Source organism: Seonamhaeicola sp. MEBiC01930 (assembly GCF_045277075.1).
Classification (GTDB): Bacteria; Bacteroidota; Bacteroidia; order Flavobacteriales; family Flavobacteriaceae; genus Seonamhaeicola.
In genome coordinates this window covers 495,487-519,063 of the sequence record NZ_CP104270.1, presented here as the reverse complement: position 1 = coordinate 519,063, position 23,577 = coordinate 495,487, and the positions used below count along the sequence as shown (strand labels likewise).

Sequence of the window (23,577 nt, the reverse complement as noted above, 5' to 3'; positions counted from 1 at the left end):
TTATGCTCTTTTATTTAATCCCGCTTTTGTTCTTTGGACAAAGTATAACAGGAACAGTGACAGATGAGTCTAATCAGCCGCTTCCAGGGGCGTCTGTTTTGGTTAAGGGTACTTCGAACGGTGTGACAACAGATTTTGATGGGAAATATTCGATTACGGTTTCTAGTAAGGAAGCTGTCTTGATAGTGTCATATATAGGGTTTGCCAGCCAAGAAATCAAAATAAATAATCAAAATGAGATTAATATTGTTTTAGTTGAAGATGCCTTTGGTCTTGATGAGGTAGTAATGGTTGGTTATTCAAGAGTCAAGAAAAGTGATTTAACGGGAGCCGTCTCATCTGTAAAACCAAAGGATTTGAATCTAGGTAATGTTAGCAACGCTGGTCAAATGTTGCAGGGAAGGGTAACTGGATTATACGTTAATAGTTATGATCAGGATCCTGGAGCTACTCCAGAATTTATTTTAAGGGGGGCAAGTTCATTGCAAGGTGGAGAGGCTGGTCAACCGCTTGTTGTAATCGATGGCTTTCCTGTCGAAGGAACAGCTGCCTTAAATACAATAAACCCTAATGACATTGCGCAGATCGATGTTTTGAAAGATGCTTCAGCCACTGCTATTTATGGATCTAGGGGTGCAAACGGAGTGATTCTTATAACTACAAAGACAGGTAATACTTCTGGTGTACAAATAGATTATGGTGTTAAGCTGTCAACTCAAGTTGTCGCCCGCACCATAGATATGATGAATGCGGATCAATATGCTCGGTTTTATTTGGACTTGGCACATGATCCAAACCTTCAGATTGGTAGTTTTGGTCCAGGTGATGCTCCACATAGTCTTGATGAAATAGGAAATTTACCAAATACAGACTGGCAAGAAGAATTGATTAATGATAGCAATTTTAATCAGGAACATAATTTAGCGGTATCAGGTGTGAATGGAGGCGTAAAGTATCACGTATCTGCTAGTTATCTCTTAGGTGATGGTGTTATTGGACCATCAAGTTATGAAAGGTTAATAACATCAGCGAAACTTTCATTCGAAAAGAAAAGGTTTTCATTTAATTCCAATTTTAATTTTACCAATGAAAATAGGAATAATGTAAGGAATTCATATGAGGATGCCTTAAGGTTTTCGCCATCTTCACCAGTTTATGACGAATCTGGAGAGTTTAGTCAGCACGCCAGTGATAATATGAGTTGGGTAACTCATCCCTTGTTTGATGAAACAGCTATAAAAAATTTTAGTGAAACCAATACGATTCGTATAAATGCAGGTCTGACATATGAGTTCTTTGATGGGTTGAGGTTGGAATTAACTGGAGGATTAGAGCAAAAAAGCCCAGAAAATTTCACTGAGCGTTCTAAAGCGACTTTTAATTCTCAAGAGCCAACTGCAGGATCCCTTTCTAAAGGAAGTGAAAAGACGATTTTTGCTGATTATTTTCTAAAATATAATAAAAATTTTGATAAGCATACCTTGGCTTTAATGGGAGGTGGTTCATATTATTCATACAGAGGAAGAACGCTTAGCGCTTCCTCAGAAAACTTTCCTTACGTAGGGATTTCTTATTTTAATGTCAATGCCGGTCTTGATAATAGAACTTTAAACAGTGATTGGATCGAGAAAAAAACGATTTCTGGATTGCTGAGAATAAATTATGATTATGACAAAAAATTCTTTTTAACTTCAAGTTATAGAATAGATGGTGCGAGTCAATTCGGTGAAAACGAAAAGTGGGGATTGTTTCCTTCTATTAGTATGGCATATCGTTTAGATCAAGAAGATTTCTTTAAAGAAAAATTTGACTTCTTAAAAACATTTAAAATTCGTGCGGGATATGGCTCAGCAGGAAATGCTAATATTCCTTCTTTTAGAACCCAAAATTTAATTGACTTTACTCCAGCTTATACTGGGGTTATTGCAAATGGGCTTCAAAATGTAGGATTGTACAAACCAAACCCAGATTTGAAGTGGGAAGAAACTAGTACATTGAATATTGGATTGGAATTTGGAAACAACAATTTTTATACAGAAATAAACGTGTATAATAAAAAGTCTGAAGACCTTCTATTAGATAGACAATTACCTACTGAAACAGGGTTTTCTAGCATTACTTTAAATAAAGGGGTTATGGAAAATAAAGGTGTAGAAGCTAAGTTAAATTTATATCTTGATTTCTTTAATGGTAAGTTAAAATGGAACCCTGGGGTTTGGCTGTCAGTAAATAAAAACAAAATTTTAGACTTAGATGGTGATAAAATAGCTTGGAACCCAACCTGGATAGCATCAACAAATTATGGGTTGACTGGAATTAGGCAGGAAGGCTACCCATTAAACGCTCAGTGGGGGTATGATTTTACTGGAATTTGGCAAGAAAGTGAGGCAACCGAAGCTGCTGCATATGGGGCTAGCCCAGGAGACCCTAAATTCGCGGATATTAATAATGACAATTTAATAAATCAAGATGATTTACAATACTTAGGAAGTGCAAACCCAGAATATACTGCAGGTTTTAACAATAGGTTTAATTATAATAATTTCGAATTATCGTTTTTTATAGAAGGTGTTTTTGATAAACTTGTTGTTAATACAAATAAAGTAGCACTAACATACCCTGCTCTTGCATTCGGGAGAAATCTACTTGCAAGTTCATTAGATCGATGGACACCTAATAATCCATCAAATGATGTCCCTAGTTTGACTAAAGCTCCTACTGAAGCGTTGGTAAGAAGTGATTGGGCTATGGAAGACGCTAGTTTTATTCGCTTAAGAGATATAACATTAGCCTATACTTTTGATTTTAAGAAAGATTCTGCGTTTAAAAATTTGAGAATGTATTTGTCTGGAACAAATATCTTCACTATTACTGATTATTCAGGTGTAAATCCTGATGCATCTATCCTTGATGCATCGTGGAATTTAAGGCCTTATTCGCGAACATTTACATTTGGTCTAAATGCTTCTTTTTAACTAAAAAAAAAATAAGATGAAGAATATTATAAAAATAACATGTTTACTATTTATAGTAGTAATATCCAGTTGTTCAGAAGATGTGCTGAAAGAAGAATCTAAAGGAACAATAACTGATGCTAGTTTTTGGAATACTGAAGAGGATGCATTGGTAGCTATAAGAGCAGCGTACTATCAAACGGCAACATCATTTAATGGTGGCTATGGTCTTTGGCAATATGTTGTAGATGATTTGGGTGTTGATTATGGAGCAGGTGGTTATAATGGATCTGCACCCTACACTGAATACACCAATTGGACCAGCACAAACCCAAGCTTTACCTCTTGGGGTATATGGCCTCAAATGTGGCAAATGATTGGGAAAACAAATCTAGTATTAAAAAGGGTTCCAGATATGACAATAGATGAATCGGCAAAGTCTCGAATTCTAGGTGAGGCTTATGGTCTTCGTGCTATGGGGTATTTTACTATGCTTAACTGGTTTGGACCAATGGCCGAAATTACGGATTCAGATGACACTAGAGTGGAGATTCCAAGAGGAACGGTCGAGAGTAATTATGCTTTAATCCAATCCGATTTAGAAAAGGCTATAGAATTACTTCCTTTAAAATCAGAGTTAGTGGGAGCAGGTGAATCAGAATATGGCCGCTTAACTAAGGGGTCTGTCCAGGGGTTATTAGCTAAAGTTTATGCAGAACAGGGAAAATGGCAGGAGTTAGCTACCATAACTCAACAAATTATAAATTCAAACGAATATGGGTTAGATCCTAGTTATCTCAACATATTTTCATTGGATAATGAAGGGTTTAAAAATGTGGAAAGTCTATGGACTATGCCTTTCATTACCGGTACTAGCCCAAATATTCCTGCACAGGTATTTCATGTGTATCTCTATAGAGCAAGCGAGATAAATGATTATGACCATTATAATGATTGGGGAGGGAGTATTAGAGCTACTACTGAATTCTACAACTCGTTTGAATCTGGTGATTTAAGAAGGAATGGTCTTTTTTATTCTACAACTGATGGAAATGCCGGTTTGGAAGACCCAGTTATGATAATAAAACACCCAGCGGATCCAGCATCCCAGGGTTCTCGAAATGGAAATGATTATTATTTTATTCGTTATGCTGATATATTATTGATGAGAGCTGAGGCCCTTAATAATCTAGGCGATATTTCCGGTGCGGTTGCTGAGATTAATAAGGTACGTATGCGGGCTGGGGTTTCGGATCTAGATCCAGGATTATTTAATCAATCAACCTTACATGATCAAATCTTTAATGAAAGAAGATGGGAGTTGTATTTTGAAGGACACGGTAAACGTGATATGAAGCGGATGAAGTATGATATGATGATTGATTATATTAAATCGAAATCTTCAGATTGGCAAACTTTTGGTGCAGAGAGGTATTTAGTTTTACCTATTCCAGCACTTGCTTTAAGCGCTAACCCACTTTTAACTCAAAATGAAGGGATATAATAACGAATTAAAAATTATAGAATTATGAAATATGCATATATATACTCTTTATTATTAATATTTGGTTTTAGTACCATGTCTTGTGAAGAGAACGAAGATTATTTAGATAATACGTTTAGAAACTATCTGGGATATGAGATAGAACAAGCTAATCAAAAAATAACTAGCACTGTTGAAGGGACCGAGGAGGGACAGTATAATGCCGGTTCAAAAAATGTTTATTTAGGGGTAATAAATGCCGCTCTAGATGTTTTCAATGACAATAATAGCTCTCAAAATGCTATAGATGAAGCCTACAAAGTAGTTCAAAGTGCTGGAGTTAACTATTTTGATGAGATGGTACCGTTTACTAGTACATTGGTTAATGCCATTTCGGAAGCAAATTTTTTATATAACGCAACTGAGGAAGGGGAAAACGAAGGAAATGTGAAACCTGGCTCAAAAGCTCCATTTTTAGCAGCTATAAATGAAGCACAATCATTTCTTGATGCTGGTGGATATACACAATCAGAATTGAATGATGCAGTATCTTTATTAACCGTAGCAACCTTCGCATATGAAGCTAATATTATTGGTGCATTTAACGTACCAATTGCTAATGCAAGTTTTGAAGGTTCTGGGTTTTCTACTACTGATTTTAGTTTAATTCCAAATTGGAATTTTACAGGAAATAGGTATGGTTGGGCTAGTGTAAGCTCTGGAGTTGTTAGTACATCTGATGACCCTTCATTAGTCACCACAACTGACGGTGTTTATGCTGGGATAGTTAACAATTATTCGAATGGTATTTGGCAAAAACTTGGAGAAGGAGTTCATCCAGGTTCCACCTATATTTTAAGCTTCGATGGTAGTATTAGAACCAGTTTAGCAGATTGGACTGGAGCTCAATATGAGACTTTTATCCTTTCTAGAGTTATAGTGTTTAATTCTGAAGAAGGTGATTTTACCGATATTACTGTTTTAGATCAACAGTCTAATAGTTTAGGCTCAGAAATTGATTTGGACGATTTTATTAGTTTTACTCATAGCCTGACTATTCCACAAGGGTCGCCTCTTTTAGGAAAGAAAATGGTTGTCCAGTTTAAAACTTATGAAGCTGGATTTGCTTTCGAGAATGAAATATGGACTGATTCAGAAAGTAGTGAGGTTTGGGTAGACTCTCAAGTATTTGTTGACAACGTAAGTTTAAAAAGAGAATAACAAAGTAGTTTTAGTTGAGTTAGTTGAAGTTTGAAGAGGGTTCATATATAAAAACATGAACCCTTTTCTCACAATTTTTACATTATTTTGAGAAATAGATTTTTAAATTATCATTTATATGAGAAACATATTATCCATATTATTTTCATTATGCATTCTATCTTATCAGGCGTGTAGTCAGTCGGATTCGGAAAAAATAATTGAAACTACAGAAACTTTTTCAGATAGTCTTTATCCATCCAGTGACCTTATCATTGCGACGCATTCCGAATGGGCAAAAACTCATTATCCAGTTAGAATAGCCGAATTCAAAAAAATGCCTTTGCAAAAAGGTGATATCGTTTTTCTTGGGAACAGTATCACAGAACAGGGTGGTGATTGGGGAGTTAGATTAAATAACTCCAAAGTAAAAAACAGAGGGATATCAGGTGATACAACAGATGGCGTATTAGCAAGACTTGGAGAACTTATTTATTATAAGCCAAGTCAAGTTTATATATTAATAGGAATTAATGACTTATTTCGAGAAGACATGACATCACAAAAGATTTATGAAAATATTCTAAGAATAGTAAATGAGATTCATAAGGGAAGTCCTAGTACTGAAATATTTGTACAGACTATATTACCAACAACAACGGAAAAATTGATTAAAAAAATTCAACAAACTAATACTTTTTTAACTGAGGCTGAATGCAATAATGCTTATACGATAATTCCTTTACATTCTTTATTTGCTGTTAATAATGATGAGATGAATATGGAGTATTCTACGGATGGCGTGCATCTTAATGAATCTGGATATAGTTTCTGGGTAAATAACATAAGAACCTATTTCGCTAATTAGAATCCAATCAATAATTCAATAAAATGATTGTAAATAGACAAATTTTAAGCACTTTAGGAGTTTTGAGTATATTTCTTTGTTTGTCTTGTTCAAACGATTCTAAAATAGAAGCAGAAGTTCCTGAAAATGAACTTCCTAGTCAAAATAGTAATGAGTTCTATAAAGGAACCACAATGGGTTTCATAAGCCATATAGAGGCTTATGGAAATGTGATTTATAAGGAAAATGGGGTTCCAAAAGACCCTTTTCAAAGTATTTTTGATCATGGGGGTAATATGGTGCGGTTTCGCATAGACCTACCACCTTTTGCAAATCAATATTCACAAGGATATCCTGATCCTGATTTTCGATCTCCAGAGAATGTTAAATTGGGTATACAACGAGCAAAAATTGCAGGGTTAAATACGTTATTAACTTTTAGTTACCATTCTATGGCCTTAGAAACAAATCAAAAACTCAATAATTATGTAGCTCCCTTAAATTGGCAGTCCATAGTTACGGATATTGAAAAATTAAAAGATTCAGTTTATATGCACACCTACTCAATATTAGAGGATTATGTGTCATCTGGATTGGTGCCAAAAATAGTATCTATAGGTAACGAAACTAATTGGAGAATACTAGAAGCTAATATTTCGGAGAACGATTTAGCAGTATATAATGCTGCCCGTACAGTATCATTGTTAAATTCTGGGACAAAAGCTGTTAACGACATTAACGCAAAATATGACACATCTATAAAAAGAGTCTGTCATATTTTTGGAGCTTCAAATTTAAAATGGTGGCTAAGTGAACATATGCCTCACGGTTTAGATTTTGATGTTATGGCTTTGTCTCATTACCATGGATGGCACTCTCTTGGGGATTTTAATAATTGGACAGAAGTTATTGATTGGTTAAAAGATGAATACAATAAGGATTTTTTAATGCTTGAAACAGCTCAACTTTTTACGACAGGAGGGAATGATACTCACGTTGATATTTTAGGAGCAAACAATATACCGGTTGGATATGAGAACCCTCCCACTACCAATACTCAGAAAGAATACCTTAAAGACTTTGGGCAAGAGCTAATAAATGCAGGAGGCTTAGGTTTAATTGTTTGGGGTGGTGAATGGGTAGGTTCAGATTGCTTAATTTATCCAGATCAATGGGGAGTAGGATCCTCCTGGGAAAATAAAGCCTTTTGGGATTTTAACTATAATTTACATGATGGTGTGAATTGGATGAATGAAATTAGTATTATGGATTATTAGGTCTTATATATTTAAAATGAATTAACTGATAGAATTATGAATTATAACACAATTTTTCAAGGCATAATAGTTTTCTTATTTTTTACACTTACCATTGGTTGTAAGGAGATCAATAAGGATGAAATTGTCATTAATAAAAGTCATAAAAGACCCAATATAGTTTTTCTTTTGGCAGATGATATGGGGTATGGAGAGTTGGGTAGTTATGGTCAAAAAGTAATAAAGACACCTTTTCTAGATAGTTTATCTCGTGAAGGGATGAAATTTGAACAATTTTATGCAAATAGTGTTTGTTCTCCTTCTCGGGCTGTTTTGATGACTGGTAAGCATCCTGGACATATTTCCATTAGAGGGAATAGTGGTATTGGAGATAATAATCTCTGGTATAGAGTTCCTTTAAAACGGGAAGAAAAGACTATTGGTGAACAGCTAAAAGGACTTGGTTATAAAACTGGTATTATTGGAAAATGGCATTTAGAAAATCCCGATAGTATCTACTCTTGGGCCCATAATAGAGGATTTGATTATACTTTTCATCGACAGTGGAATAATTTTAGTGACAAGCCAAATGATCCTACTTATATATGGGAATCCGGAATACCTTTAAAAATGGAAGATGTTTGGGTTAAGAATTATGTTTCTAGAGATGAGCTTAGAACTGACAAGGCTATTGAATTTATTAATAAAAATAAGACCAATCCTTTCTTTCTTTTGATGTCATATAAAATACCACATACTCCAGAAAGTGATATCAATGATGATGAGATTTATGCAGATAGAGGTTGGCCCGAAGTTGAGCGACAGCACGCTGGTAGAATTACAATATTGGATGGCCAGATAAAGAGGTTGTTCCATTATTTAAAAAAGAACGATCTATTAGATAATACAATTGTTCTTTTCACTAGCGATAATGGGCCACATAATGAAGGGGGGCATGACCATGATTTTTTCAATAGTAATGGTCCTTTAAAAGGTTACAAGAGAGATTTATATGAAGGAGGTATAAGAGTGCCTTTTATTGCATATTGGAAAGGCAAAATTGCGCCAAATATTTCTTCTAATCATGTGGCCACTCTATGGGATGTATTTCCTACAATATGTGATTTAACGGAAAGCTCGGTTCCAAGTAATGTGGATGGAATTTCATTTCTTAACGAGTTATTGGGCGAGGAGCAGTCACAACATAATTACCTGTATTGGGAATTTCAATTAGATGGCTGGTGGCAAGAATTACCAGCCGGTGGATTTAGGCAGGCAATTAGGAAAGAGAATTGGAAAGCAATACGCTATGGGGTCAATAATAAGATTGAACTTTATAATTTAGAATCCGATCCTGAAGAATCAAGAGACATTGCCGCCCAATACCCAGAGGTTATCAAGGAAATACAAAAATTGTTTATGGAATCATCAACTAAAACGATTGGATTCCCATATGGAGGGAAAAAGCAAAATTATAAGGCCAAAGATAAATGGCAATTAAATAAGATAAATTAAAAAATGAAGTTAGCGATAAAATTTGTATCAATAGTAACAATAGTTTTTAATAGTGGTCTATTATTTTCACAATCTTCCACATACGTAGATGACCAAGGTGTTTTTCGTTGGGTTAACAATAAGAGTGAAATACGTTTATTTGGAGTGAATTATACCTTGCCCTTTGCTCACGGGTTCAGAGCTATTAATTACATAGGTAAGGACCATAAAAAAGCTATTGATAAGGATGTGTATCATATTGCAAGAATGGGGTTGGATGCTTTTCGAATCCATATATGGGATTCAGAAATTAGTGATAGTTTAGGTAATTTGGTACAGTCCAAACAACTAGATTTATTAGATTATGCCTTGTTTAAAATGAAAGAAAGGGGCATTAAGACTATTGTTACCCCTTTTAAGGTTGGAGGTAACGGTTATCCAGAAAAAAACCAACCTGTCCCAGGGTTTAGTGCTAATTTGCTTAAACCACAAACTTATTTTGGAAAAGAAATTTTAAAGAAACAAGAACGCTATTTTACTCAGTTATTAAATCATGTAAACCCTTATACAGGACTGCCTTATAAAAATGATCCTGATATCATAGCTTTAGAAATTAATAACGAACCACAACATGATAATGCAGAAATAGCTACAAAATATATAAATGGAATGGTTGAGGTCATTCGAAAAACTGGATTTGAAAACCCTATATTTTATAATGTATCAGAACGTTCAGAGTTTGCGGATGCTTTTTGTAAGGCGAATATTCAAGGGTGCACATTTCAGTGGTATCCTACAGGACTCGTTTATAATAAAACCTTAAAAGGTAATTATTTGCCTAATGTAGATAGTTATAATATTCCTTTTAAAGACAACGAGAACTTTAAAAATAAAGCGCGTATTATTTATGAATTTGATCCAGCAGATACCAATCAATCTTATTTATACCCAGCTATGGCTCGAAGTTTTCGCGAGGCAAAATTTCAATTTGCAACACAATTTGCCTATGAACCACTGGATTTGGCATATGCCAACACAGAGTATCAAACTCATTATTTAAATTTAATACATACACCTTCCAAATCAGTTTCTTTAATGATAGCCTCCGAGGTGTTTCACGAAATGCGTAATGGACAGAGTTTTGGGCGTTATCCTAAGAATACAACCTTTAATCATACTAAATTAGATAGTGGCAATGATTTGGCGGTATATAATTCTAACGATAAGTTTTATTACACTAACTCAACCATTTACAAGCCAAAGAACGAGAAACAATTAAAACACATAGTTGGAGTTGGGAGTTCGCATGTAGTTAATTATTCAGGGACAGGAGCTTATTTTTTGGATAAAGTTGAGGATGGTATTTGGAGGTTAGAAGTTATGCCTGACTTTCTTTGGGTAAACGACCCATTTGAAAAGGCGAGTTTAAATAAAACAGTTTCTATTATTGAAGGGAATAAACAAAAGATGAAAATTGATTTATTGGATTTAGGATCTGAATTTTCAATATCTCCTTTAGATATTAATAATAAATTTTCCGGTGAAGCTTACAAAAATGAATTTTTAATTGCACCAGGGACTTATTTGTTGCACAAGGAAGTTATTCCAAAAAAGTTTGATTATAATCAAAGAATTGGAGCTATTAAATTGACTGAATTTGTTGGTCCGGATAGACAAATTAAAGATACATATCTTGTTCATTCCCCTCTTAAAGAAATAGAACCTAACCAAGATTTAACTGTAAAAGCTAAAGTGGTTGCTCCCTCAGAAATTCTTAAGGTAGAAGTTGTTTTATCAAAAGGATACCAAAAGACAAGCAATTATGCAATGATTAAATCCGGTACGTTTTCTTATACGGTCGAAATTCCAAAAGAGAAGATAAATAATAATTCATTTAACTATTATATTACCGTAACTACTACAAAAGGACAAAAAACATTTCCTTCCAACGTTGAAGGATCTCCTGCAGATTGGGATTTTATCTCTAAAGAACAATATCAAACCGAAATAGTTTCTAAAGAACCCATTGTCGTGTTATTCGATGCAGCAGATGGATTTGAAAATACCATTTGGCCAAGTCAATGGAATGCAGTTAAATATAAAACGAATTTAATGTCTTCGAAATTTGCTTCAATGAAGACTCTAAAAATATCTATTCAAGACCTTAATACCAGAATACCTGATATGACTTTTAAAATGCTAGTTGGGAATAAGGTGAAAAGGTGGAATCCTATAGTTGAAAAGACAAATAAGTTTGTTATAGTAGGTACTTCTGGTACTAAAAAAAGTCAGAAAGTACAAATAGCGTTTCAATTAAGAAACGGAGTCGTTTTTGGTAAAACCATAAAATTGAGTTCCTCAAAATACCCGATTGAAATTAATTTTCAAGATTTGAAACGAGTATCTCAAGTGTTACTCCCTAGACCTTATCCAGTTTTTCAACCCTATTGGTTTAAGCCTGATAATGATGAGGCATTTGATGCAAAAGAAATTGAAGCTATACAAATTTCAATAGGACCTGGAATAGAAAAGGAACAACAATTAGAAAATCAGCAAATAACAATTGACAAAATATTTTTAAAGTAAATGAAAAACTTAACATATATAATAATATTTAGTATTTGCTTTCTAATGTTAGCTTGTAATAAAAAAGAAAGTACGTATGCTGAAAAACTAAATTTTAATAAGGATTGGGTTTTTAAATTATTAGATAGCACGGAAACAGATAACTCTTATTTTCAAGAGGAAATAAATATTGAAACATGGGAAGATGTAATTTTACCTCATACTCCTAGATTGGAACCTAAAATAGTGAATGATCAATGGCAGGGAGTTTGTTGGTATCGAAAGTCATTTGTATTGCCATCAGAAATGAAAGGTAAAAAATTGTATCTCAATTTTGAAGGTGCAATGAATATAGCTGAAGTATGGGTTAACGGGGAAAAAAAAATTAAACATCATGGGGGTTATTTACCTTTTGTTGTGGATTTTTCCAATGAAGCTATCTGGGATGGGGAAAATGTTGTAGCCGTTAGGTTAGACAATAGGGATAACCCTACGACTGGTCCAAAACCGTTAAAAACACTCGATTTTAATACTTTTGGTGGCATTTATAGAAATGTATGGCTTGTTGCGAAGGCCCCCCTTCATATTACAGATCCCATCCTTGCTCATAGGAAAGCCAGTGGAGGCGTATTTGTATCTTATCCAGAGGTTTCTAAGGAAAAAGCAATTGTTAAAGTTCAAACCCATGTACATAATGAGAATGACAGGATTGAAGAATTCAGCATTAAAAACACATTATATAAAAATGGAAAAACCATTATATCTAAACAGGATGATGATTATAGCCTAGGAATTGATGAGAACATTGAATTTACAACTGAATTTATAGTAGAAAAGCCAGAACTATGGTCTCCCCAATACCCCAACCTTTATATTTTAGAAACTGAAATTGTCATAGATGGGCAAACTATAGATAAAGAACTTACAACTATTGGTATCAAAACCATGAAGTTTGTAGGTCAGGATTTTTATTTAAACGGTGAGAAGACATTTTTAAGAGGAGTCAATCGTCATCAGGAATATCCATATATAGGTTATGCACTCTCAGATAAAGCAAATTATCGCGATGCTAAGAAAATTAAAGATGCAGGGTTTGATTATGTTCGATTATCACATTATCCGCACTCAACTGCATTTATGGACGCTTGTGATGAATTAGGAATTATGACCATTGATGCTATACTAGGGTGGCAATATTTTAGTGAGGATGAAAAATTTCAGAATCATGTTTTTCAAACCGCTAAAGATTTAATCAGAAGAGACAGAAATCACGCATCAGTTTTAGCGTGGGAGGTGTCACTAAACGAGTCTTGGATGCCCGAAACCTTTATAGATTGTTTACATACCATTGCACATGAAGAATATCCGGGGGATCAATGTTTCTCCGCTGGGTGGCAGGCTTATGGATATGATATTTATTTGCAAGCACGACAACATCGTTTGCAACATTATGATGTAACCCTGAAAAAACCATATAATGTTTCTGAATATGGAGATTGGGAGTATTATGCCATGAATGCAGGATTTGATCAAAATAGTTGGAATGATTTATTGCAAGAGGATCGCTCTAGTCGTCAGTTACGAAATGCCGGAGAAATTCCATTATTACAACAAGCGAGCAACATCCAAGAAGCGCATAATGATAATTTAAATACGCCGGCATTTGCCGACGGGTATTGGGTAATGTTTGATTATAATAGGGGCTATGCTAACGATTTAGAAGCTTCGGGAATCATGGACATTTTTAGATTATCTAAACCCGCCTATTATTTTTTTAAAAGCCAACGAGATGCAGATGACCCATTTGGTGAGTCAATGGTCTATATTGCTAGTAACTGGCAAAAAGATAGCCCTCTAGATGTTAGAGTATTTAGTAATTGTGATGAGGTTGAGTTATTTCTAAATGGCAAAAGTCTAGGTAAGCAAAAACCAGATCAAGATCGAATGTCTAATAATTTAAAGCACCCTCCATTTACATTTGATCTTTCAGAGTTTATACCGGGAGAAATAGAAGCTAGAGCTTTTAAAGATGGAAAGTTAGTTGCGTATGATAATAGACATACCCCTAAAGATGCAACAGATATCGAGGTAAAGGTGGATTTAGAGGGGTACGAAATAGGTAATAATGATGTAGTTTTTGTTCATGCTTTAATTAAAGACCTTAATGGAACAGTTATTCCAGATTTTTCCGGAAAAGTTTCATTTAATGTAGAAGGAAACGGTGAATTGTTAGGTGAAAACCCTGTTGCTTTTGAGGCCGGTATTGCGAGTGTTATTTTAAAGACAGGGCAGGATATAAAAGAATTGAAAATTTCAGCAGAAGTTATAGGACTTAATTTATCAACATCTTTAATAATGAATAAATACTAAAAGTAGAATAAAAAGGAGCAGTAGAATTAATATAATATTTCAAAAATACAAATAGATTCAAGTTCTAAACCTATAAAGGTTTCTGTAAAAATTAAATCATTGACTAAATGAAAAAATCAAAAACATACTTAAAAATAATCTTTGAATATATATTCTTCGGGATTATATTATTATTTCAAATTTCTTGCAATAACGTAAAGCAAGCTAATGATAAATTTGAAGAAGAGCAAATCTCCGTTAGAACGGCAATAGAAAAAATAAAAGAAGAGTCAAAGAACGAGATTTTAGTATGTGCTCATAGAGGTTATCATAAAAACGCTCCAGAAAATTCTTTGGAATCAATAAAACAAGCTATAGAGGCCAAAATTGATATTGTAGAGATAGATATTAGAACATCAAAAGATAATGTATTAGTATTAATGCATGATGATAAACTTGATAGAACAACAACTGGTATCGGGCACATAAAAGACTATACTTATCAAGAATTAAAAAGCCTTTATTTAAAAATAGAAGACTCTATAACCTCTCACAAAATTCCTACTTTAAGTGAAGCCTTGAATTTATCCAAAGGAAGAATAATTCTGAATCTAGACTTAAAGGATATTAAATGTCTTCAGTTATATAGACTACTTAAAGAATATGAAATGGAACATGAAGTGTTTTCTTTTATTTGGGATAAAGAAATGATACAAGAAATGATTTCGATTGATTCTTTGTATGCGGTACTTCCCCTATCATCAACTAAATCAGAAATGGAGCTGCACTTGGAAGAATACAAATCGCCTTTGCAACATTTTACCGAAGAGTCCTACACTCCCAAATATATGAATTGGGCTCATGAAAATGGCATCGAAGTTTTTGTAAATAGCCTTTGGGATGAAGATATAGAATTTATAGAAGGGCAAACAAAAACCATGGATAGCTTACTAGTTTTAGATCCAAGTATTATACAAACGGATCACCCTAAGATGTTAGTAGACTACTTGAAGAGTAAAGGACTTCATGATTAAAAGTTCTAACATTATGAATTTGTTTGCAGCTTTCAAGACCAAGCCCAATATATTATTTTGTTTGATTATTTTATCAATAGGTGTCGTATTAAATGCTCAAGAGACAAAGAATGAAATCTCGCGTGGTGGTATTCCTGACAAGTTTCATGACCAAGAAATCCAATTCCCTAGATTTTGCATTATGAGGGGTAATAAAAATGCTAAACAGCTTACCTTAACATTTGATGATGGTCCTTCCTTTACATCCAAAAAAATAATTAAAATCCTTGATAAATATAGCTGTAAAGCTACTTTTTTCTGGCTGGGGTCAAATCTGTCAAATCATATAGATGCTTTAAATCAGGCTATTGAGAACGGTCATGTGATAGGAAATCATAGTTGGGATCATACAAATTTAGGAAACTATGAGGCAGAAAGGTTTTGGATAGAGCAAATAGATAGAACTAATAAAGAATTTGAACGTTTAACAGGAGATAAAATGATTTATTATAGACCTCCGTTTGGAAATGTTAGCAATGATCAAATAACATTTTTAAAAGAAAAGAACATAAAAACAGTTCTTTGGACCGTTTCAACAATTGACTGGGATGAACGTCAAAATAGCTGTAATCAAATTACAAATAGGGTGATGGGTAACCTAAACCCAGGAACTATTATTCTATTACATGATTTTGATTCAGTTGATAACCCAGATGCAGGTTCCAATAGAAGAGGGATGCTTTTGGCTTTAAAGCGAATTATAAAGAAATGTAAGGCGCTTGGTTATGAATTCGTAACAATAGAAACGCTTATTAATTCAAAATGACATACTATTAATTATAAGGTGAAATTAATGAAACAATTCAGACTTCTTACATTATTGATTTGTATAATAGTTTTTGGTTGTAAAAAACCTAAAAAACAGATATTGTTTCTAGGAGACTCAATTACTCATGGCGAGCCTCATTCGTATCGTTATGATTTGTGGAAATATATGATCAACGCTGGCTGGGACGTAGATTTTCTGGGTACGGTTAAAGATATAAATGAATACGCTACATATAAAGGACAAAATTTTGATTTGAATCATGAAGGGCATCCGGGGTGGACTGCCAGCCAGATTGATTCGAATATAGAAGAATGGCTTGAAGTTTATACTCCAGATATTGTACTGTATCATATTGGAACAAATGATATGTGGAAATCTGAGATAAATAATTCAATTGAAGAAATAAGTGAAACTATCGAAAAACTGAGATTATCAAATCCAAATGTTCAAATTTACTTGAGTAAGATTATACCCATTTATAAAGAAAATAAAGTGGTGAAGGTGAATATTTTCAATTCAAAAATTTCAGCATTAGCGGAGCGTCTTTCAACAAGAACATCACCTGTAATATTGGTTGATCATTATTCAGGTTTTACGGAGAATGATTTAACTGGCGACAAGGTACACCCCAGTAAAAGTGGAGCGAAAAAAATGGCTTTCAATTGGGCAAAAATTTTGGAACTTTTTTAAAAGAATATTTTAGATAATGTTCTTGTAAATCAAATATTTGACATTGAATATGAAATGATTCATAGTCTTTCAATCAGTAAGAAATAGATATAATTAATTATGAGAAATTTAATAAAAATAGTTTTATTATCATTAGGATCGATATCAAGTATTAGCTGTTCTTCGAAATTTCAATCTAAAATATCCAATCATCCTAATATAATAATATTGTTGGCAGATGACATGGGTTATGGAGAGTTAGGTACTTATGGGCAGGAAATTATTCAAACCCCATTTTTAGATTCCTTAGCTAATCAATCAATGAGGTTTACTGATTTTTATGCAGGTACATCTGTATGCGGACCTTCTCGAGCATCTCTAATGACGGGAAAGCATACAGGCCATACCAATATTAGGGGTAATCATGGTATGATTGGAGATAAATGGAGGCGTATAGCAATGAAGAAAGAAGAGGTAACTCTTGGAGAAATGATGAAAGGAGCTGGATACCAAACAGCATTTATTGGTAAATGGCATCTCGGGCTTCCAGACAACCTAGATACATGGGCTATGTCTCGTGGATTTGATTATACCGTTCAAGAACAATGGGGTGAGGACGAACAAGGAAGGGAACTTGATGAAAGAATGCATTGGATTAACAATCGTCAGGATAGTGCATTTTACGACTATAAAAAGTACGATTGTATTGATGAATTCAGGACGAACTTTGCATTGAATTATTTTGATGAAAAGGAATCAGATAAACCTTTTTTTCTTTTTATGTCATATAGAATTCCTCATGCACATGAATTCTATCTCAGAGACACAATAATGTATTCAGATCGTGGGTGGCCTGAAATTGAAAGAAGACATGCGGCCAGAATAACAATGTTTGATAAGCAAATAAAACGTTTGGTTGATTATTTAAAGGAAAAGAATGAGCTTGAAAATACACTTATAATTTTCACTAGTGATAATGGACCTCATAGTGAGAATAGCCATGATAAGGATTTTTTTAAAAGCGGAGGCAATTTAAAAGGTTTAAAAAGAGACTTATACGAAGGAGGTATACGGGTACCAATGTTTGCTTATTGGAGGAACCGTATTAAAGGTGGAACTTTATCAAAGCTGCCTTCTGCTTTTTATGATATTATGCCAACTCTAGCAGAAATTTCTGGTGTCAATGTGCCGGAGCAAACAGATGGTATTTCTATTCTGCCAACATTAGTTGGTGAAGATGAAAAACAAGAAAATCACGATTTTTTATACTGGGAATTTCACAGAGCTGATGAAAAGAAATCTTTTAAACAAGGAGCAAGAATTGGTAAATGGAAAGGGGTTCGCTATGGAGATAATTATCATACCGAGATTTATGATTTAGACATTGATATAGAGGAAAATCATGATTTGTCAGAGTTATATCCTCAAATTGTAATAGAAATGAACAAGGTCTTCAAAAGTGAAAGCACAAAAAATGTTTATTACCCATGGTCAGGTGGAATCTTTAAAAATTAGAATTATAATGTCTTGAAACGTATACTTAATTTAATTAAAGAGATATAATTAACCACAAAAAATACTGGAAGAAAAACCTAAGTTATTTATCAATTTGTTTTATAGTATCCTTGATTTTAGAAGTTCAAAAACCAAATGAAAATCAATAAATGAATGATTATTTATGGGAAATTACTCGGTTATGATGTTGTTACAATTAATACATTACTCGATTTAATTTACAAATAGAAATCGTTAAGAATAAAACTAAAAAGATAACTTTTAAATTAAATTAACATGATAAAAATTATTTTATTTAAATTTTGTTTAGGATTGCTAATAATCTTGAACATCAATGATATAATAGCTCAAGAAGGCATCCAACCTCCTAATGTTGTATTCATTCTAGCCGATGATATTGGACCTGGTGATATAGGGTACTACCATAGAGTCCGTACTGGTAAGGAAGAGGTGGTTTCTACCCCAAATATTGATGCTCTCATCAAAGAGGGAATGAGATTTAGTGATGCTCATTCTTCTACAGCCTTATGTTCACCATCCAGATATAGCATTTTAACAGGGAATTATTCCTTTAGATGTTATGAACCTTGGGGTGTATGGGATCCATTTGTTAGATCAGCTATTGGAGCAGGTGAGCATACGGTTGCCAATGTAGCAAAGGAAGCTGGTTACAAAACAGGGTTTTTTGGTAAATGGCATTTGGGTGGCGATTGGCTAGAAAAGGGAATTAAAAAAATATATAGAAGGCCACGATATACTCAGGACGGACAAGTTGATATTTCGGTAAATGTGGGTGGGGGGCCTAATGAATTTGGGTTTGATTATTCCTTTTGTTTACCTTCTGGTATCCAAAACGTACCCTATGCCATGTTTGAAAATGGTGAATGGTATCCTTTAAAAAAGTCATCTGAGATTGTTAACCTAGGGAGGAACCGGTTGAGCTATGGTTCGAAAAGAACAGGGCCTGGGGACTCGAATTGGGACTCCAGTAAAATTGGCCCTATTTTAGTAGAAAAAGCCATCAATTTCATAAAAAGTAGCGATGAACCTTTTTTTGTATACTATTGTTCTCAAGCAGTACACCACCCTCACACTCCACCCGATACATTCCTAGGAGAAAAATTGAAAGGTAAATATTCTTCTGATTATTTGGCGATGGTTAAAGAATTGGACTTGCAGGTGGGAGCTATTGTCTCCGCACTCAAAGAAAAGGGTGTTTATAATAATACCCTCTTTATTTTTACTTCTGACAATGGAGGAATGGGGGCGAAAGAGATGTTGATAGATAGACACGACCCTAGTAATGGATTTAGAGACTTTAAAGGAAACATCTATGAGGGTGGTCATCGTGTACCATTTATTGCTTCATGGCCAGGAAAAATACAGACCAATAGTGAATCAAATGAACTTATTGTAACCCATGATTTGATGGCTACACTATACAGTTTGTTTGGGTTGAACCATCCTATAGATCAAGCAAAAGATTCAAAAAATTTATTACCTCTGTTTTTTAGTCAACAAAATGCTTCTGGGCATGATTTTCTAATTCAACAAGGAGGAAATGATTCACAGGTAGCTATCAGGAAGGGTGAATGGAAATTGATATTAAAAGTGGACAAGAATGATTCGCATGTAAATTATGAGTTGACTGGACTGTTTAATTTAGTTGAGAACCCTTTTGAAAAAGAAAAATTTAACCTAATAAAAAATAAAAAATATAACGATTTGAAGAGTCAATTGTTAGAAAAATATATTGAAGTAGTTAATAGTAAAATGCGAACAACAAATATTTAAATTAGATTAAATTTATTAATGATCTTAGTTGTAGAATGCGAACCTAACAGGTGTATTTGGACAGTAATCGATAATACCCATGGAGAAATTTTTGAGTCAAGAACGAGAAGTCTTATCCCAGAGCAGCTGGATGTATTTAAAATATGTAATATTTTACACTCTTTAGGGGAATTGTATAAATTAAAAGAAGAAATAAAAGTATTATTATTTTATAGCGAAGAAAGCATAAGTATGCATAAGGAATCAAACTTAATTTTGGTATTTAAAGACTATTTTCCAAACGCAAGTATACGTATCGAGAAACATATTTAAAGGTCTTTAGAATTTTATAGTTTGAGTATTAACATGAAGTAATAGAATTAAACTGATTTATTTTGCCAACATTTCTATAATATTCGATGAAGAAATTGAAGAAACAAAATTAAAAACACTCCGTAAATGAAAACAATCCAAGTTATTCTTTACATTTTATTTCTAGCCATAATGGTGTCATGCAAAGAAATGCCAAAAAACAACGAAATGCCAAAAAAAGAAAAACGCCTGCCAAATATTGTTTTCATTTATGCAGATGATTTAGGCTATGGTGATTTAAGTGCATATGGTGCCACAGAAATAACTACACCTAATATAGACAATTTAGCGATTTCTGGAATCAAATTCACAAATGGTTATGCAACTTCTGCTACCTGCACTCCTAGTAGGTTTGCACTACTTACAGGAGTTTATCCTTGGCGAAATAAAGACGCAAAGATACTACCTGGTACGGCACCTTTAATTATAGATACTGCTCAAGTTACATTGCCTAAAATTCTTAAATCTCAAGGTTATAAAACAGCAGTTGTTGGAAAATGGCATTTAGGTTTGGGCAACGGAAATGTTGATTGGAATTCCCACATTGCTCCAGGACCGTATGAAGTGGGGTTTGATTACAGTTACATAATGGCCGCCACGCAGGACAGAGTTCCTACGGTTTACATAAAAGACGGATATGTGGATAATTTAGATCTTAACGATCCTATTGAAGTGAACTATGAACAAAACTTTAAAGGAGAACCAACGGGTACTGATAATCCAGAGCTTTTAAAAATGAAAGGAGATCTTCAACATAGTAATTCAATTGTTAACGGAGTACCGAGAATTGGCTATATGACAGGCGGTAAATCTGCAAAATGGATTGATGAAAATATGGCAGTAACTTTTTTAGCGAAAGCCCAAAATTTTGTGAAAGCCCATAAAAAAGAACCATTCTTCTTATATTATGCATTACAACAACCCCATGTGCCAAGAACTCCAAATCCTCGTTTTGTTGGTGCTTCAGGAATGGGTCCAAGAGGTGATGTTATTCTTGAAGCTGATTGGTGTGTTGGTGAGTTTCTTAAAACCCTAAAAAATGAAGGCCTACTTGAAAACACTTTAATTATTGTTTCAAGTGATAATGGACCCGTACTAGACGATGGCTATGAAGATCAAGCCGTTGAAAAATTAGGCAAGCATACCCCTTCTGGTAGGCTTCGTGGTGGCAAGTATAGTCTTTTTGAAGCAGGAACGCGTGTACCGTTCATTTCCTATTGGAAAGGACAAATAGCTCCAGGCATTTCAAATGCTATAATATCTCAAGTAGATTTGCTTTCCTCACTATCTAAACTAGCAGGAAGCGAAGTTGCTACCCAAGACAGTCAAAATCTTCTAGACGTATTATTAGGTAAATCAGACCAAGGTCGCGAAAGTCTTGTTCTTGAAGCTACCTCTAGAACTGCTTTCAGACAAGGTAACTGGGTGTTAATACCACCTTATGATGGACCTAAAGAACTTAAAGATAAAGGTATTGAAACTGGTAATTTTAAAGAGTTTCAATTATATAATCTTAATAAAGATATTGGAGAGCAGGAGAATTTAGCTAAATCAAACCTAGAAAAATTACAGGAAATGATGACGACTTTTGAAGCCATAAGAGGTAAACATTATAAATAACTTAACTTGAATTAAGTTTGAATGAAGCAATTTAGGGGATACTAGCACCTTATTAAACCTAGAAGTGGTTCATGATATTATACATAATGGAGCATGATTAATAAAAAGCAGCTTCTTTCTCATGCGAAAATGGCAGTATTAATAGAACTTGATAGCTATAATATATTCATATTTTCGCCCTAATATTTGAATATAGAAAGGGATATTTTTAAATAATGTAATAATATTAATTGAAGACCTACACGAAATTAATAGAAGAGCTTGAGCAAAAAATAAAAACTCTAAATCTCGAAAACAACGATATATATTACGTGTCAGAACAAGGTGTGAAGCTTTGTAAGGAAACATTAGATCAGTTGAGAACTTTAGTTATAAATAGTGTATTTAGTTCAAATGCTGATGAAATCGAATTTTATAAAAAGGTTAAACCTAGTGTGGTCAGCAAACTAATCTATTTTGTAGAAAACTTTAATATAGAAAGTAAACGCCCAAAGACCGGGGTAAAGGCACAAACAAAATATTTAAACAATTATACAAAGACACTTCAAAAGTACTTTAGCAATCATCAAGAGTTTTATCACTATTTTAAAAGAGGTGCTACACATTTGGACGACCAATATTTTCTAAGTAAGAATGCCACTATTCGCTTGAATAAAGAAGATTATCAATTTTTTACAGATCAACAATTCTCAACAAGCCACTGTTCTACTGTGGCAACCATTATAGCATACGAAAAGCTAATCGTAAAGTTAAAATTAGAAATTACTAAATTAAAAACAGGGATCAATATGAGTGGGGTTTATAAAGCCTTTCAGAAGGAACATCAATTAAATTGGACAGGAAGTAAAACGGACTTAATAGAGCTTATTTATGCCTTACATAGTTGTGGGGCTATAAACAATGGAAAGTCTGATATTAAAGAATTGGCATCTGCTTGTGAATCCTTATTTGGAATTGATTTAGGCGATTATTATAGAACGTACTCATCCATTCGTATTAGGAAAACAGGAAGAACTAAGTTTTTAGACCTCTTAAAAGATTTGCTTGTAAGGAGAATGGATAATACAGATGAAAAAGAACCTTAAAATCTACCAACTTGGTAACAACTTGGTAGATTTATCAATTCAGAGAAATCATATAAAATTTGACTCAAAATAAGGCTGAAAAAAATATTTGAGCAATAAATATTATGAAAATGAATCAAATTAAATGATAAAAAAAACCAACCAACTTGGTCTCACATTGTTAATAAAATAGATTTATCTGGTGCAATTTTGTCAAACGAAAGTCAAATCGAAGCAAAGTCGTCATTAAAAATTGTGATCATTGGCGGCTTTGTTTTTAAAAACATTTAAAGTATGGCAGCAACAATTATTACCACCGAAGATCTTCGGGAATTCAAAATGGAATTACTTGATGATATCAAACAATTACTCAATAATCAATCTGGTCAGGTAACAAAGAAATGGTTGAAATCCCCAGAGGTAAGAGATTTATTGGGTATTTCACCTGGGACCTTACAAAACCTGCGAATTAATGGCACATTACCGTACACCAAAGTAGGAGGAGTATTGTATTATAATTATCAGGAAATCATGCAAGTGTTGGAAGATAACAGAATTCATAACAAATTCTAGG

At 33.7% G+C, this 23,577-nt stretch carries 16 protein-coding genes; all 16 read left to right on the top strand.

The genetic code is table 11. The features are described 5' to 3' along the window. The first annotated feature begins 2 nt into the window (after window positions 1-2). The 16 genes from N1F78_RS02425 to N1F78_RS02350 all read left to right on the top strand — a co-directional run bounded on the left by N1F78_RS02425 (window position 3) and on the right by N1F78_RS02350 (window position 23,576). A complete protein-coding gene (locus N1F78_RS02425) occupies window positions 3-2,975 on the top strand; it encodes a SusC/RagA family TonB-linked outer membrane protein (RefSeq protein WP_406684601.1) in 2,973 nt (990 codons plus the stop codon). A gap of 16 nt (window positions 2,976-2,991) precedes the next feature. Then, window positions 2,992-4,458: a RagB/SusD family nutrient uptake outer membrane protein gene (locus N1F78_RS02420; protein WP_406684600.1), complete on the top strand. Its 1,467-nt coding sequence runs from the start codon at window positions 2,992-2,994 to the stop codon at window positions 4,456-4,458. 24 nt (window positions 4,459-4,482) lie between these two features. Continuing rightward, window positions 4,483-5,658 carry a hypothetical protein gene (locus tag N1F78_RS02415; protein ID WP_406684599.1) on the top strand — a complete coding sequence of 392 codons (1,176 nt, stop codon included), beginning with the start codon at window positions 4,483-4,485 and terminating at the stop codon, window positions 5,656-5,658. 316 nt (window positions 5,659-5,974) lie between these two features. Continuing rightward, window positions 5,975-6,505 carry a GDSL-type esterase/lipase family protein gene (locus N1F78_RS02410; protein WP_406684598.1) on the top strand — a complete coding sequence of 177 codons (531 nt, stop codon included), beginning with the start codon at window positions 5,975-5,977 and terminating at the stop codon, window positions 6,503-6,505. A 23-nt stretch (window positions 6,506-6,528) separates the two neighbouring features. Then, a complete protein-coding gene (locus N1F78_RS02405) occupies window positions 6,529-7,761 on the top strand; it encodes a glycosyl hydrolase 53 family protein (RefSeq protein WP_406684597.1) in 1,233 nt (410 codons plus the stop codon). Window positions 7,762-7,797: 36 nt separating this feature from the next. Next, complete coding sequence (locus tag N1F78_RS02400) at window positions 7,798-9,255, top strand: arylsulfatase (RefSeq protein WP_406684596.1); 1,458 nt, start codon at window positions 7,798-7,800, stop codon at window positions 9,253-9,255. Between the two features lie 3 nt (window positions 9,256-9,258). Continuing rightward, window positions 9,259-11,820, top strand: coding sequence for a hypothetical protein (locus N1F78_RS02395; protein ID WP_406684595.1), 2,562 nt, complete (start codon window positions 9,259-9,261; stop codon window positions 11,818-11,820). Then, window positions 11,821-14,169 carry a glycoside hydrolase family 2 TIM barrel-domain containing protein gene (locus N1F78_RS02390; RefSeq protein ID WP_406684594.1) on the top strand — a complete coding sequence of 783 codons (2,349 nt, stop codon included), beginning with the start codon at window positions 11,821-11,823 and terminating at the stop codon, window positions 14,167-14,169. It abuts the gene before it with no gap. A 107-nt stretch (window positions 14,170-14,276) separates the two neighbouring features. Further along, entirely contained in the window at window positions 14,277-15,182 is a 906-nt protein-coding gene (locus N1F78_RS02385; protein WP_406684593.1) for a glycerophosphodiester phosphodiesterase family protein, read from the top strand. A 181-nt stretch (window positions 15,183-15,363) separates the two neighbouring features. Then, window positions 15,364-15,987 (top strand): polysaccharide deacetylase family protein, encoded by a 624-nt coding sequence (locus N1F78_RS02380; RefSeq protein WP_406684592.1) that lies wholly within the window; start codon window positions 15,364-15,366, stop codon window positions 15,985-15,987. A 102-nt stretch (window positions 15,988-16,089) separates the two neighbouring features. Next, window positions 16,090-16,680, top strand: a complete 591-nt coding sequence (locus N1F78_RS02375) for an SGNH/GDSL hydrolase family protein (protein WP_406684591.1) — start codon at window positions 16,090-16,092, stop codon at window positions 16,678-16,680. Window positions 16,681-16,779: 99 nt separating this feature from the next. Then, window positions 16,780-18,174 (top strand): sulfatase-like hydrolase/transferase, encoded by a 1,395-nt coding sequence (locus N1F78_RS02370; RefSeq protein ID WP_406684590.1) that lies wholly within the window; start codon window positions 16,780-16,782, stop codon window positions 18,172-18,174. Window positions 18,175-18,450: 276 nt separating this feature from the next. Further along, window positions 18,451-19,968 (top strand): arylsulfatase, encoded by a 1,518-nt coding sequence (locus N1F78_RS02365; RefSeq protein ID WP_406684589.1) that lies wholly within the window; start codon window positions 18,451-18,453, stop codon window positions 19,966-19,968. Between the two features lie 438 nt (window positions 19,969-20,406). Then, window positions 20,407-21,939: an arylsulfatase gene (locus N1F78_RS02360; protein ID WP_406684588.1), complete on the top strand. Its 1,533-nt coding sequence runs from the start codon at window positions 20,407-20,409 to the stop codon at window positions 21,937-21,939. 230 nt (window positions 21,940-22,169) lie between these two features. After that, on the top strand, window positions 22,170-23,024 hold the full coding sequence (locus N1F78_RS02355; RefSeq protein ID WP_406684587.1) for an RteC domain-containing protein: 855 nt from the start codon (window positions 22,170-22,172) through the stop codon (window positions 23,022-23,024). Between the two features lie 273 nt (window positions 23,025-23,297). Beyond that, window positions 23,298-23,576, top strand: a complete 279-nt coding sequence (locus tag N1F78_RS02350; protein ID WP_406684586.1) for a helix-turn-helix domain-containing protein — start codon at window positions 23,298-23,300, stop codon at window positions 23,574-23,576. Window position 23,577 lies beyond the last annotated feature (1 nt).